The following is a 13,942-nucleotide window of genomic DNA, read 5'->3' as shown; positions in this document are numbered from 1 at the left end:
TCAGAAAATAGTTAAGGATTACTATGAGTTTCGAAACGATTTCAGTGATCGGCCTTGGGTATATCGGCTTGCCAACCGCCGCTGCATTCGCCGCTCGCCGAAAAAAAGTGATTGGTGTCGACGTCAATCAGCACGCCGTCGACACGATCAACCGCGGCGCCATTCATATTGTCGAGCCTGAGTTGGACATGCTGGTGCATGCGGCTGTGTCGCAAGGATATCTGCGTGCGACGACAAACCCTGAGGCAGCGGACGCTTTTCTCATTGCGGTACCAACGCCGTTTTCGGACGGCCATAAGCCTGATCTTTCGTACATTGAGGCCGCAAGCCGCGCTGTGGCTCCGGTTCTGAAGAAAGGCGATCTGGTGGTGCTCGAATCCACTTCTCCGGTTGGCGCGACGGCGAAAATGGCTGAGTGGATGGCTGAAATGCGCCCTGATCTCACATTCCCGCAGCAAATGGGCGATTCCTCGGACGTGCGCGTAGCGCATTGCCCGGAACGCGTGCTACCCGGTCATGTGATTCGCGAATTGGTGGAAAACGATCGCGTGATCGGCGGTATGACTCATCGCTGCAGTGAGTCGGCACGGGAGCTCTATCAAGTCTTCGTGCGGGGTGAATGCATTGTGACGGACGCACGTACCGCCGAAATGTGCAAGCTAACCGAAAATTCGTTCCGCGACGTGAACATTGCTTTCGCGAACGAACTTTCCTTGATTTGCGACAGGCTCGATATCAACGTGTGGGAACTCATCAAGCTGGCGAATCGCCATCCGCGCGTGGATATTCTTCAGCCGGGACCGGGTGTGGGTGGTCACTGTATCGCCGTCGATCCCTGGTTCATCGTTGACTCTGCACCGGATCAGGCTCGACTCATTCGCGCCGCGCGCACGGTGAATGACGACAAACCACATTGGGTCGTTGAGCGCGCGGAAAACGCAGCAAAGCGCTTCCGTGAACCGCTGATCGCGTGTTTAGGGCTCGCGTTCAAGGCGAACATCGACGACCTGCGGGAGAGTCCGGCAGTGGAAATCGCCAAACACCTCGCGGACAAATTCCCAGGCCAAGTGGTCGCGGTTGAGCCGAACATTCATCGGCTTCCGGACGAGCTCGACGGCCGAATGGGTCTCTGTGATTTGCGCACTGCATTGGCTGAGGCCGATGTGATCGTGATCCTGGTCGATCACTCTCAGTTCAAACAAGTCGATCCGATTCGTTTGCAGGCGAAAGTGGTGATTGATACGCGAGGGGTTTTGGCTCGTGGCTAAAAAGGGGCTAGGTCTGACGGTCGGCTATGGCATATCGCTGATCGGCGGCATCTTGTCGCTAATGATTTACGCGAGAATGCTCGGTCCACAAGCTTATGGTCGACTTGCTGTCTACCTGGCACTCGTAGAAGCCTTTCAAGGAATTTGCTTTCAATGGCACAGACTCGCGCTCGTAAGATATTGGAACACGCTCCCGCATAACGAGCGCGATACATATCTTTTTACCAGCCACCTGACTTGGATATTTGTTGGAGTGTTTGGCGTCATCGTGTGGCTCCTCTCGCTATTTTGTGTGGGTGGATCTCAAGCCGAATGGTGCGCGGTCGCTTTGGTTGCGCTGACAAAAAGCGCTGCGCTGTATACACAGGAAATAGCGCGCGCATCGGGTGCAATATTGAGATATTCGGTGGCGTCATTTCTACTGACTGTTGGCGCAACGAGCGCTGGGATTGCCGTCTGGTCGGCGACGCATTCAATGGCATTAATGCTAGGTGCGACCGCGACAATTTTTATTGCACAGACCATTCTTTGCGGATTTGGTCATTTCCGAATTTTGCGAACTGCGCAATTTGATCAAAGACAGTTGCAAAAAATGATGGGGTATGGATTACCGCTGATCCCGGTATTTTTGGCGACCGCTGCCCTTACGCGTATCGATAGGCCGATTTTAGAGGCCTTTGAGTCCAGTCGAGTGGTGGGAATTTATGCCGCCACGAGCGGGTTGATCATCAATGCCGTTTCTGCCGCTTGCCTCCTGATCGTGACGCCAGCCTATCCATGGCTACTGAGAGAGAAAGAAACCCGGTCACGGTCTGATCATCAACTGCTTCACGCACGAGTTGGATTGCTGACACTGGCGGGGATGCTAGTCGTTTTTATCATAGTATTCCTTGCACGAGATATAGCCTTGCCATTGTTGCTTGGGACGGAAATCGGAGCTCCCGCGCAACGTATATTATTTCCATTACTATCGATGGCAATAATCGGTGCATTCCGAATGCATTTTTTCGATCAATCCTTTCATTTGCATGCGAAAACACGGATATTAATGGTGATCAATTTATCGACACTTGTAGTGGCTACAGTATCGGTTTATTTAGGTGCTCGACTTGATGGGTTGGAAGGACTGATATTTGGGCTATTGATTGCCAATACGTTCTCACTCTTTGTAAGTGCAATATTTGCGAGAAATTTGGTGGACATTCGACAAATAACAACAGGTGCAATAATTCTTGTTGTTATCGCTTCATTCGCATTGTGGTGTGGGACTTTATTTTTCAATTTTATTGAGCGCTTTTATCTTTCAAATTATCTGGTGACAGGTATTTCAACTTTGACGGGAGTCATGATATTCGCTGGATTGTATATTGGCGGAAACATCGGTTCCGTGCGTGGCGCGCTGGTGGGAAGGCTATGATTAAAAATGGGAAAGTCGTATTTCATATCGCAAATCTCGCCGGTGGCGGTGCAGAACGCGTGGCTGTGGAGATTGCGCGTCATTTTGTGGCGCGCGGAACCGCGGTAATTTTCTTCGTCCACGCTTCCAGTAGCGCTTATGTGTTACCCGAAGGTGTCGAGATTATAGTCGCGAGCAGTGCGGGGCATCTGGGACGAGTACTGGAATTCAGGAGGCTTCTCACCCGCGTTAAGCCTGACGCAGTTCTTTCATTTTTGCCCTACGCAAATCTGATTTCGCTATTTGCACAATTTTTTGAAATTAAAAAAATTCGATTGGTTATCAGTGAACATTTGACCATCGAGGGAGAACATAACGCTCGGTTGATGGAGAAAATCAAATGGAAATTGCGGCGATACCTGTATCAAAGAAGTGACTCAATTATCGCTGTGTCAAAAGGGGTTGCGGAAGATTTGAAGCAGACGCTTGCTGGTCCAGTAAGCAAAAAAATTTCCGTGATCTACAATCCATGCTTTATCCCGAATGCAAAGTCAAAAATTATCGAATCGACCCGCAGAGAAAAAAACATCCTCGCGGTGGGACGACTCTGCGATGACAAAGGTTTTGACATATTGATTCGCGCCTTTGCGAGAATTGATCCGAGAATTGGCGACGTCAAGTTGATAATCGCCGGGGAAGGTCCGAGGCGTTCAGATCTGGAGAAGCTGATTTTAGATCTGGGACTTTCAAATCATGTTAGCTTGCCGGGATTCAGGCCAGATGTTCGAGATCTATATGAACAAGCTGATCTATTCGTTTGTTCGTCTAGACGCGAGGGATTTGGCAATGTCATCGTAGAAGCGCTGTCTTTCGGGCTACGTGTTGTGGCGACACGATGTCCTCATGGTCCGGAGGAAATTCTCGATAGTGGTCGATTTGGTCGTCTCGTTGCAGTCGGTGATGAACTTGAATTGGCAGAAGCGATGGCTGAATCATTACATTCCGCGAAAAATGAAGCAGCGCAAGTTTCCCGAGCTGGGGACTTCTCGTTAGACTTCATCGGAGATCGCTATTTAGAGGCTGTTGGACTTTCAACATCTCATCGTAAAGAAGCGTCAACCCAGAGTGCTGGATATTCGAGATGAGAATCTCTCGTTCTGCGTGCGTGTCCAGGTTAAGCATCCTGGCAACAATGTTCGCGCTTTTCATAAGTGGATCCACACTTAACTACTTCGGCTTGAATTATTCAGGTAATGAGTCCGTGCCAGGCTGGAAGATTCACCCCTATGTGCTGCTTGCATTCAGTGCAATGGCAATACTAGGTTTGCCCTTTGGCAAGGCGAGATCGAGAATTTCAGAAAGAAATTTCTGCGTACCGTTCGTTTGCTCGGCTGCCATTATTCTAATTCTCATAATTCGATCGCTTGGTAGCGGACGGCAATCGTTGGGCTTCGCCGTTGACACCCTTGTTTCCGTGTTCTGGATAGCGGCGGTTGTTCCTTATGTCAACGATAAAGGTGCAAAGACAATTTGGAAAATGGGATTGACATTCGTGGTTATCGAGTGCGTGCTGGCGATCATCGAGGTAGTGGGAAGGATGAATTTCATTCCTATCGATACGTGGTACGGTGGATATTTTCGAGCTACCGCACTTCACGGGCACCCATTGAACAACGCACTCGTTCTATTAAGTGTGGCGGTGCCGATACAGCTAAGCGCGAACAGAAATATTTCTTTTTTTATCTTTGTTCTTGTTATCGGTGCGCTATCGGCATTTGGTGCCAGAGGCGCGTTGTTGGTCTATTTGCTATTTAATACATTGCTGTTTTTTCGATATGGCCTCCGTTCTGCAGGTAGGCTGTCGATTGTGTTAATTGGAATCCCGATTGCGATAATTGTAATACTCTCGATGCTGTTTTCCGGGGCTCTGGGGGATCGAATTGCGAATGTGGGCGCTTACGATGACAGCTCTGGCGTGCGCTTCCAATCAGTTAAAATGCTCGGTAACGTTGATTTTGGAAGTGTAATCACAGGAATTGATCCAGATCGGGTTGCTCGAATTATGGAAAAATCAGATGTGAGTGTTATTGAGAATTTTATCGTAGCTTATATTTTTATGTTTGGACTTATAAGTACATCGATACTATTTCTCAGTATTTTTGTCAGCATAAAGCGCTTATCCCGATCGATTGAGGGGCAATCAGAAAAGCTGCTGCTTGTGGTGTTTTTTGTGTTTTTTGCAACTGCATTAACAAACAATTCTCTTGTGACCAAGACGCCAGCTTTATTTCTTTGCTTAATATTTGGATGGGCGGCGGGAAGGGTGCGGGATGGCATCGCGAGGCAGAAAGTAAGTTTTGGTGATTCAAAATTCGCGCCTCCCGAATGTCATAAAATATGAATGAATAACCAATGAATTTTATACCACTGCGAGTAATACACGTTGGTCCGGGTCGTGCTGCGCGGGGAGGGATTGCCTCGCTGCTTGCCGCCATGGAGGACAACGGCGAATTATTCAAGGCGAAAGGAATCTCGCTTCATTTTTTAAGCACACTGAGAAATAGTGAATGTGGGAATTTTAGAAAAATCATTGAGTTTTTTTGTGCAATTTGTCATATTTTATTAAGTATTGTGCGTTCCAATATAGACATTGTCCATTTGCACAGTGCGCTTAAAGGATCTTTGATCAGAAAAATAATAATTTCTCATTTTTGTATAATTACAAAAACACCATATATTTTTCAAGTTCATAATGGTGGTTTTTTCGAAAATTATTTAAATTCAAATTTTTTATTTAGATTTTTCATTCGTAGATCATTGCGGTATGCTAATTATGTGATTGTGCTTTCGCATCATATGCAGCAGATCGCGTTATCAAGCGGGCTACTCGAATCCGAAAGATGTCTGTTAATTTATAATGGAATTGTAGATCCGGTTAAGAATGATTTTTCTGAAGAATATAAAAGAAAATATGAAAAATCCGAATCGATTAGAATTGTATTTTTGGGGTTGATTTCTCAGGATAAAGGTATTTTAACTCTGCTTGATGCCATAAAGATCATTGATAAAAATCATTTGAAGTTTCGAGTTGATGTGTACGGTAATGGGAACATCCCGAAATTTGAAATGGATGTTGTTTCGCGCGAGTTAGAGGATATCGTCAAATATGGTGGATGGATCAATGGAGACGCCAAGCGTCACGTTATGAGCCTTGCCGATATTTTTGTTTTACCGTCAAGGAGCGAGGGATTTTCCATTGCCGTACTTGAAGCAATGGCGTTCGGTTTGACGATTGTCGCAACTTCGATTCCGGGGATTGTCGATGCAGTGCGCGATGGCATTGAGGCAAAGCTTGTCTCACCCAATGACGCTGCTGCGCTAGCGGATACGATGCGGAGTTTGATGACCAACCCAGAATTTCGTGAGCGGCTTGGAGCAGCGGCTCGTCAAAGATATTTAGCCCATTTTACGATGGAAGAAATGGTCACGCAGCTTCAAAAAACATATTTTAAATGCGCACGAAGTGCCATTTGAGGATGCTCGTATATTTTAAATTGCAAGGGAGAGGAGATGACATCTGTTTGTTCGACCAAGAGAGTTAGTGTATTTGGTTGCCCGATGGACGCATTGTCCGTTCAGGAGTCTGTTGAAATAATCGGTAAGCGCCTGAGAGAAGGTATGTTTACTCAGCATGTTGTGGTGAACGTGGCGAAGATTGTGAATATGCAGACCGACGCCCGTTTGGCAGAATCGATCAATTCGTGTGATCTCATCAACATCGACGGCATGGGAGTAGTTTGGGCGGCTCGCGTCTTAGGGCATGTAATTCCACAGCGAGTTGCGGGGATTGATCTGTTTGAAAATCTATTGGGGTTGGCCAGTTCTCAAAAATATCCGGTCTATTTTCTTGGGGCAACAGATGACGTGCTCAAAAAGGCTGTTGAAGCCTGTGAGAAAAGCTTTCCAGGACTTGAAATTGTCGGTTTTCATCACGGTTACTTTCAACAAGGGCAAGAGCACGAAATCGTCGAACGCGTGAGTGCGTCCGGCGCTAAAATGCTGTTTGTTGCTATGTCGTCACCTATTAAAGAGAATTTTATTAATAGATGGAAATCGCAGTTAGGAGTCGGTTTTGTGATGGGGGTGGGAGGAACATTTGACGTTGTTGCAGGAAAGGTTAACCGTGCTCCGGTCTGGATGCAAAATTTGGGATTGGAGTGGCTTTTTAGAGTTTATCAAGAGCCTCGAAGAATGTGGCGGCGATATCTTGTGACAAATAGCAAATTTGCTATGATGCTGATCAAGGCGCGAATTGGTAGAAAAGTCAAATCTCCCATATGAAAAACAATGAAAAAAAATTGTATTTTGTTGGCGCTTGCTTTTTTATATTTTTAATTTTAATTAAACCAGCGCATGCGGAAGCGACCAAGGAAGATAACAAAATCTTGTACAGCGATTCATGGAGCGATGGTGTTAATCATCTGCTAGACGTTCAGGCTCCAGTGAACGCGATATCGGTTGTGTACAGCTCAGCGTTTAACGGTAACGCTCTTCGTGTTTCAATCCATCACTCTGATGATTTTTCTTCCGTCGCGAACGGAACACCTCGCGGAGAAATTTCATTTGCGAGAATTTTTCGGTTTACGCCTGGATTTCTCTATACCGTTGAATGGTCAACGTCGATACCATCAGATTATAAATTCGACTCTATGCAGCCAGAGCTATTTGCCCAAATTCTTCAAGGTGCGCACGGGGGCCTTGGGCCTCCACCGTTCTCCGTTCGTTTCGTGGACGCGCGGTATCAGGTCGAGATACGAGGTGGGGCTAGGGCGGTACCTCATGTATTCGTATTTGGCGATCCCGGCGCTGACAAAAACAATGTTGTTCACTGGCGGTTGAACTATCGGCCAGATCATGCGGGAACAAGCGCCGTAACCGATTTGTTCATGAACGGAAAATTAGTTGTTCATTGCAAGGAGTGCGAGAACGCATACGCGAATGACGATGATGCATACCTGAAAATCGGAATTTATAAATGGTGGTGGCAGTCGAGGCCTTCAGATGTAGATGAGCGAACACTTTATTTTGGAAAAATTAGTGTTAGACGTGATGAATTGTAATATTCTTAAGGGGGAAATTCCTCTGTAAAATAGATTTACGTACGCTCGATCTCCCGGGCCGGAATGCCCACGACCATCGCTCCCGGCGTGACATCGACAAGCACAACAGCATTGGCACCGATTATTGCTCCGCGACCAATCCTGATAGGGCCAAGAATACACGCCCCTGCGCCAATAACTACGTCATCCTCGATAATCGGCGCGCCCGGCTTTCCTCTTCCTTTTCCGCCAATTACAACGTTCGGCGAAATGACGATATTGGAGCCAAGGCGCGCGCTCTTATGGACAACGATACCAAGACCTTGATACCCAAACGTCACGTTGGAGCCGACTTGTACAGAGGGGGGCAAGGATACAGAGAAAAGAATTCTATTTAATATTTTTAGAATCCAGGGGAGTGCGGGGATCCGCAAACGGAAGAGCAGGTTCGCAAGACGGAAGATATAGATCATATGATTCTCATGAGACACCGGTCAGCCGGTAGCATCGCATGTGATACTGTATTGATTCAATAATACTGATCCTAATTTTGGAGCTTGGACCAACGAGGTGAACTTCACACCTCCGGTATCATTTCCGCCGAACTCTCCTTCAACACCTTCCTCGCCTCCCGGAACTCCGGAAACACCGACTCCACCGTTTCCCAGAACCGCGGGCTGTGATTCATCTCGCGCAAGTGCGAAAGCTCGTGCGCCACCACGTAGTCCACAACCGAAAGCGGAAAGTGCACCAACCGCCAGTTCAGGCGAATCCGCCCTTCGCTCGAACAGCTACCCCAGCGAGTCGCGGCCGAAGACAGCGCATACGACCGGAACGTCACGCCCAGCTTCGGCGCATACACCGCCAGCCGCTCGCCGAAGATCCGCCTGGCTTCGCCTTGCAGCCAGCCGGTCACGCGATCCTTGATCTGCTGCGAATCCGCGTGGGGCGGCAGCGGCAGCGCGAGCACCCGCGTCGCTTCGTCGAACGCCAGTGCGGCAGCGCCCAGCTTCAGCGTGATCGGCTTGCCCAGATAGGGCAGTTCCGCGCCGTCCTTCCACTCGACCTTCGGCAGCGCCCGCTGCTCGACCCGCGTCTGCCACTCGGCGAGTTTCGCAAAAATCCAGCGCTGCTTTTCGCCGATCGCCGTCTCGATATCGGCGATCGTCACCCAGCGGGGCGCCGTGATCGAGAGTCCGCTTCCGTCGATCACAAACCCAATCGACTTCCGCGACGATCGCTTGAGCCGGTAATGCAGCGTTTGCGAGCCGAACACGATCGAACGCAGCCGCGTGCCGTCGGGCGCGAGCGGGGCGGGGCCGCGCGTACGCGCCGGCGCAGCGGGAGTCGCGCTGGCATCCACGGTGGGGTCAACGGAGGGGAGAGGCGCCGGCTCGGCGAAGAGCGGCAAGTCGAGTTGATGATGATCGAGTGCCGCGTTAGGGCGCGGCCGGGAGGGCTTCTGCATCGTCAAGCCTGGTGCGATTGCGCGAGCGCGGCGGGCGCGTTGGCCAGTGGGAGCGGTGGGCGTGCGGCGCGATGCGGTCAGGCGGGCGAGCCACGCGGCAAGCCAGGCGCTTGCGCGCGCAATCCGCGTCCACACTCGCCGCGCCGGAGAAACCGGTGTATCAGGCTTGCGTCGCGCTCGACGTTGCGGCATCGCCCGCACCACGATAGGCGCCGGGGTCGATCCGGCGCATTTCCGTTTCGATCCACGCTTCCACGCGTGCGTTCACTTCGTCGGGGGTGAGTCCGGTCGTCTCGATCGGCTTGCCGATCGACACCGTGACTATACCCGCATATTTGAGAAAGGAATTTCGGGGCCAGACGTGGCCGGCGTTGTGCGCGATCGGCACCACGGGCGCGCCCGTTTCGATGGCGAAACGCGGGCCGCCCGTCTTGTACTTGCCCTGCTTGCCCACGGGCGTACGCGTGCCCTCGGGGAACATGATGACCCACGCGCCTTCGGCCATGCGTTGCCTGCCCTGGCGCGTGACCGAGGCGAACGCGTTCTTGCCTTCCTTGCGGTTGATGTGAACCATCTTCAGCATGCCGAGCGCCCAGCCGAAGAACGGCACGTACAACAGCTCGCGCTTGAACACGTAGCAGAGCGGGCGCGGCATCAGCGCCGGAAACGCGAGCGTCTCCCACGCCGACTGGTGCTTCGAAAGGAGCACGGCGGGCCCGTCCGGCAGGTTTTCCCAGCCCTCGATGCGATAGCGGATGCCGGTCAGCACGCGCGCGACGAACAGCGTCGAGCGGCACCAGCCCACGGCCATCCAGTAGCGCCGCGTCGCGTTCAAGAACGGGAACGCAATGAAGCACGCCGTCGCGTACGGCATCGTGTAGACGATGAAGTAGATGAACAGCAGCAGGGAACGGAGGAAGCGCATCGGGCGGACAGGTTAGAAGTGGCGGGCGCGAGGAGCCGGAGGCCGGCTCGCCGCGCTCAAGCGGGTTCGTTGGCGAGAAAGTCGAACACGAAGGCGCGCAGGTCGTCATGCACGCGGGTGCCTTCGGGCAGCCCGCCCGCCGCGAGCGTTTTCTCGCCCTTGCCCGTGCGCACGAGGTGCGGGCGGAAGCCGAGCGCCGCGCCCGCTTCGAGGTCGCGCAGCGAGTCGCCCACCACGGGCGTGTTCCCGGGTTCGATCTCGAAACGTTCGACGATCATCTTGAGCATGCCGGGCTTGGGCTTGCGGCAGTCGCAATGGTCTTGCGCGGTGTGCGGGCAGAAGAACACGGCGTCGATACGGCCGCCCACGGCGGCCGCGAGCCGATGCATCTTCGCGTGCATGGCGTTGAGCGCGGCCGTGTCGAACAGGCCGCGGCCGATGCCGGACTGGTTCGTCGCCACCGCGACGCGATAGCCCGCCTGGTTCAGGCGCGCGATCGCTTCGAGGCTGCCGGGAATCGCAACCCATTCGTCCGGCGTCTTGATGAACGCGTCGGAGTCGAGGTTGATCACGCCGTCGCGGTCGAGAACGACGAGTTTGCGGGGTGTGCTGGTCGGCATGGCGTGGTTCCTGGCTTGCCGTTACGCAGCGAGTCGCGAGATGTCCGCGACGCGGTTCATCTGCCGGTGCAGCGCCTTCAGCAACGCCAGGCGGTTCGCGCGCAGCGCCGGATCTTCGGCGTTGACCATCACGTCGTTGAAGAACGTGTCGACGGTTTCGCGCAACGCGGCGAGCGCCGTGAGCGCGCCCGTGTACTCGCGCGCGGCGAGTTGCGTTTCCACGCGCGGCGCGACCTGCTCGAGCTGCGCGTAAAGCGCCTTCTCGGCCGCTTCCACGAACAGCGCGATCTGCACGCCCGCGTCCTCGGTGCCCTCGGACTTCTTGAGGATGTTCGAGATGCGCTTGTTGGCCGCCGCGAGCGACGCCGCTTCGTTGAGCGCCGCGAATTCGCGTACGGCGTCGAGGCGCGCGACGATGTCGTCGAGGCGCGTCGGGTTCAGCGCGAGCACCGCGTCGATTTCCTGCGCCGCGTAGCCGCGTTCACGCAGCATGCCGCGCAGACGGTCGAGGCAGAACTCGTAGATCGCCTGGGTCGATTCCTGCACCGCGTCGATACCGGCGAATTGCGCATACGCGCCGCGCAGCAGATCGACGAGATCGAGCGGCAACTGCTCTTCGACGAGAATACGCAGCACGCCCAGCGCATGGCGGCGCAGCGCGAACGGGTCTTTCTCGCCCGTGGGCGCGAGACCGATGCCCCAGATGCCGACGAGCGTTTCCAGCTTGTCGGCGAGCGCGACGATCTTGCCGGTCGTGGTCGTGGGCAACGTGTCGCCGGAGAAGCGCGGCTGATAGTGCTCCGAGCACGCGATGGCCACGTCTTCCGGCTCGCCGTCGTGGCGCGCGTAGTAGGTGCCCATCGTGCCTTGCAGCTCGGGGAATTCACCGACCATGTCGGTCAGCAAGTCGGCCTTCGCGAGGCGCGCGGCGCGCCGCGCGAGCGCGACGTCGGCGCCCGAGCGTTCGGCGATCAGACCCGCGAGCGCTTCGAGACGCTCCACGCGCTGCAACTGCGAGCCGAGCTTGTTGTGATAGACCACGTTCGCGAGCAACGGCACGCGGTCGGCAAGCGTCTTCTTCTTGTCCTGCTCGAAGAAGAACTTGGCGTCGGCGAGACGCGGGCGCACCACGCGCTCGTTGCCTTCGACGATCTGCTCGGGCGTGGAAGTCGCGAGATTCGAGACGATCAGGAAGCGCGAGCGCAGACGGCCTTCGTCGTCGGTGAGCGCGAAGTACTTCTGGTTGGTCTGCATCGTGAGGATCAGGCATTCCTGCGGCACTTGCAGGAATTCGTCCTCGAACTTGCACGCGTACACGACCGGCCATTCGACGAGCGAATTCACTTCGTCGAGCAGCGCTTCCGGCATCACGACCTGGTCGCCGGCCGCCTGCTCGGCGAGTTGCGCGCGAATCGAGTCGCGGCGCTCGGCGTAGTTCGCGATCACGGAGCCCTTGTGCTGGAGCGTGTGCGCGTAGTCGTCGGCGTGCGAGATGGCGATCGGGCCTTCCGAGAGGAAGCGGTGGCCGCGCGTGGTGTCGCCGGCGTCGATGCCGAATGCCGTGACCGGCACGATTGCCTCGCCGTGCAGCACCGTGAGGCGATGCACGGGGCGCACGAACTGCACGTCACTGCCGTCCGGGCGCTGATACTTCATGACCTTCGGGATGGGCAGCTTGCCGAGCGCTTCGTCGAGCACGGCCTGCAGGCCGTCGGCGAGCGTGGCGCCCGGCGCCGCATAGCGCAGGAAGAACGCCTCGTTCTTGCCGTCGCTCGCGCGTTCGAGATCGCCAACCGGAAACTCGGGGAAGCCGAGCGCGGCGAGCTTCTTCGCGAGCGGCGCGGTGGGCTGGCCGTTGGCGTCGAGCGCGACCGACACGGGCAGCACTTTTTCGCGCACCTGCTTTTCGGGCGCGACGCTGCGCACGTTCTTGATCGTCACCGCGAGACGGCGCGGCGTGGCGAAGCGTTCGAACGAGAGATCGCCTTCGATGAGATCGCGCGCGGCGAGGCGCTGCGCGATGCCTTCGGCAAAGGCGTCGCCGAGGCGCGCGAGGGCCTTCGGCGGCAGTTCCTCGGTCAACAGTTCGACGAGGAGAGTGGCGTGATGAGCTTGCGTCATTGTTCTGGAGATCCGGTCATTCCTCGGCGAACTTGCGTTCGACCTTCAGCGGCGGCGCCCAGGCGGGCATCGCGGCGTCCTGTTCGTCGGTGGTCAGGCCCGGCACGCCGTGCACGGGATTGCCGAGCATCGGGAAGCCGAGCTTTTCGCGCGACTCGTAGTACGACTGCGCCACGCTGCGCGACAGCGTGCGGATGCGGCCGATATACGCCGCGCGCTCCGTCACGGAGATCGCGCCGCGCGCGTCGAGCAGGTTGAAGGTGTGTGCGGCCTTGAGCACGAGTTCGTAGGCGGGCAGCGCGAGTTGCTGCTCCATCATGCGCTTCGCTTCGCTTTCGTACGCGTTGAAGAACGTGAACAGCAGGTCGACGTTCGCGTGCTCGAAGTTGTAGGTCGATTGCTCGACTTCGTTCTGGTGATAGACGTCGCCATAGGTGAGGCGGCGGATTTCCAGGCCGTTCGGGCCTTGTTCTTCCCACTCGGTCCACACGAGGTCGTAAATGTTCTCGACCTTCTGCAGATACATGGCGAGACGCTCGAGCCCGTAGGTGATTTCGCCGAGCACCGGCTTGCAGTCGAGGCCGCCCACTTGCTGGAAGTAGGTGAACTGCGTGACTTCCATGCCGTTCAGCCACACTTCCCAGCCGAGACCCCACGCGCCGAGCGTGGGATTCTCCCAGTCGTCTTCCACGAAACGCACGTCGTTCTGCTTGAGATCGAAACCGAGCGCTTCGAGCGAGCCGAGATACAGGTCGAGAATGTTTTCCGGCGCCGGCTTGAGCACGACCTGGTACTGGTAGTAGTGCTGGAGGCGGTTCGGGTTCTCGCCGTAGCGGCCGTCTTTGGGGCGGCGCGAGGGCTGCACGTAGGCCGCGCGCCACGGCTCGGGGCCAATCGCGCGCAGGAAGGTGTGGACGTGCGAAGTGCCGGCGCCGACTTCCATGTCGATCGGCTGGAGCAGCGCGCAGCCCTGCTTGTCCCAGTAAGACTGGAGCGTCAGGATGATTTGCTGAAACGTGAGCATGTGTGCCTGCAGTGTCGTGCG

At 54.8% G+C, this 13,942-nt stretch carries 13 protein-coding genes; 7 read left to right on the top strand and 6 right to left on the bottom strand.

Annotated elements, in window-relative coordinates; translation table 11 throughout:
- Positions 1–23: 23 nt before the first annotated feature.
- From wecC to FAZ98_RS11520, 7 genes are all read left to right on the top strand, one after another.
- Positions 24–1,268, top strand: a complete 1,245-nt coding sequence (gene wecC / locus FAZ98_RS11550; RefSeq protein ID WP_158951340.1) for a UDP-N-acetyl-D-mannosamine dehydrogenase — start codon at positions 24–26, stop codon at positions 1,266–1,268.
- The gene (locus tag FAZ98_RS11545) at positions 1,261–2,685 is read left to right on the top strand and encodes a lipopolysaccharide biosynthesis protein (RefSeq protein WP_158951339.1); all 1,425 of its coding nucleotides are present in this window, start codon (positions 1,261–1,263) and stop codon (positions 2,683–2,685) included. Before wecC ends, FAZ98_RS11545 begins: the two co-directional genes overlap by 8 nt.
- Entirely contained in the window at positions 2,682–3,809 is a 1,128-nt protein-coding gene (locus FAZ98_RS11540; RefSeq protein ID WP_158951338.1) for a glycosyltransferase, read from the top strand. The genes FAZ98_RS11545 and FAZ98_RS11540 overlap by 4 nt, the downstream gene beginning before the upstream one ends.
- A gap of 47 nt (positions 3,810–3,856) precedes the next feature.
- Complete coding sequence (locus FAZ98_RS11535; RefSeq protein ID WP_158951337.1) at positions 3,857–5,065, top strand: VpsF family polysaccharide biosynthesis protein; 1,209 nt, start codon at positions 3,857–3,859, stop codon at positions 5,063–5,065.
- 11 nt (positions 5,066–5,076) lie between these two features.
- Complete coding sequence (locus FAZ98_RS11530; protein ID WP_158951336.1) at positions 5,077–6,198, top strand: glycosyltransferase family 4 protein; 1,122 nt, start codon at positions 5,077–5,079, stop codon at positions 6,196–6,198.
- A gap of 84 nt (positions 6,199–6,282) precedes the next feature.
- Positions 6,283–7,005, top strand: a complete 723-nt coding sequence (locus FAZ98_RS11525) for a WecB/TagA/CpsF family glycosyltransferase (RefSeq protein ID WP_158951335.1) — start codon at positions 6,283–6,285, stop codon at positions 7,003–7,005.
- Positions 7,002–7,784, top strand: a complete 783-nt coding sequence (locus FAZ98_RS11520; RefSeq protein WP_158951334.1) for a heparin lyase I family protein — start codon at positions 7,002–7,004, stop codon at positions 7,782–7,784. Before FAZ98_RS11525 ends, FAZ98_RS11520 begins: the two co-directional genes overlap by 4 nt.
- 35 nt (positions 7,785–7,819) lie before the next feature.
- On the opposite strand, the gene FAZ98_RS11515 is transcribed toward FAZ98_RS11520, so the two are convergent.
- From FAZ98_RS11515 to glyQ, 6 genes are all read right to left on the bottom strand, one after another.
- A complete protein-coding gene (locus tag FAZ98_RS11515; RefSeq protein WP_158951333.1) occupies positions 7,820–8,236 on the bottom strand; it encodes a serine O-acetyltransferase in 417 nt (138 codons plus the stop codon).
- A 104-nt stretch (positions 8,237–8,340) separates the two neighbouring features.
- Positions 8,341–9,231, bottom strand: a complete 891-nt coding sequence (locus FAZ98_RS11510; RefSeq protein WP_158951963.1) for a M48 family metallopeptidase — start codon at positions 9,229–9,231, stop codon at positions 8,341–8,343.
- A gap of 160 nt (positions 9,232–9,391) precedes the next feature.
- Positions 9,392–10,156 (bottom strand): lysophospholipid acyltransferase family protein, encoded by a 765-nt coding sequence (locus FAZ98_RS11505; RefSeq protein ID WP_158951332.1) that lies wholly within the window; start codon positions 10,154–10,156, stop codon positions 9,392–9,394.
- Between the two features lie 56 nt (positions 10,157–10,212).
- The gene (gene gmhB, locus FAZ98_RS11500) at positions 10,213–10,776 is read right to left on the bottom strand and encodes a D-glycero-beta-D-manno-heptose 1,7-bisphosphate 7-phosphatase (protein ID WP_158951331.1); all 564 of its coding nucleotides are present in this window, start codon (positions 10,774–10,776) and stop codon (positions 10,213–10,215) included.
- A gap of 21 nt (positions 10,777–10,797) precedes the next feature.
- On the bottom strand, positions 10,798–12,897 hold the full coding sequence (glyS, locus tag FAZ98_RS11495; RefSeq protein WP_158951330.1) for a glycine--tRNA ligase subunit beta: 2,100 nt from the start codon (positions 12,895–12,897) through the stop codon (positions 10,798–10,800).
- 16 nt (positions 12,898–12,913) lie between these two features.
- Positions 12,914–13,921, bottom strand: a complete 1,008-nt coding sequence (gene glyQ / locus FAZ98_RS11490) for a glycine--tRNA ligase subunit alpha (RefSeq protein ID WP_158951329.1) — start codon at positions 13,919–13,921, stop codon at positions 12,914–12,916.
- Between the last annotated feature and the right edge of the window lie 21 nt (positions 13,922–13,942).

Origin of the sequence: Paraburkholderia acidisoli (assembly GCF_009789675.1) — a bacterium.
GTDB classification, from domain to species: domain Bacteria; phylum Pseudomonadota; class Gammaproteobacteria; order Burkholderiales; family Burkholderiaceae; genus Paraburkholderia; species Paraburkholderia acidisoli.
This window is presented reverse-complemented; position numbering and strand designations above follow the sequence as displayed.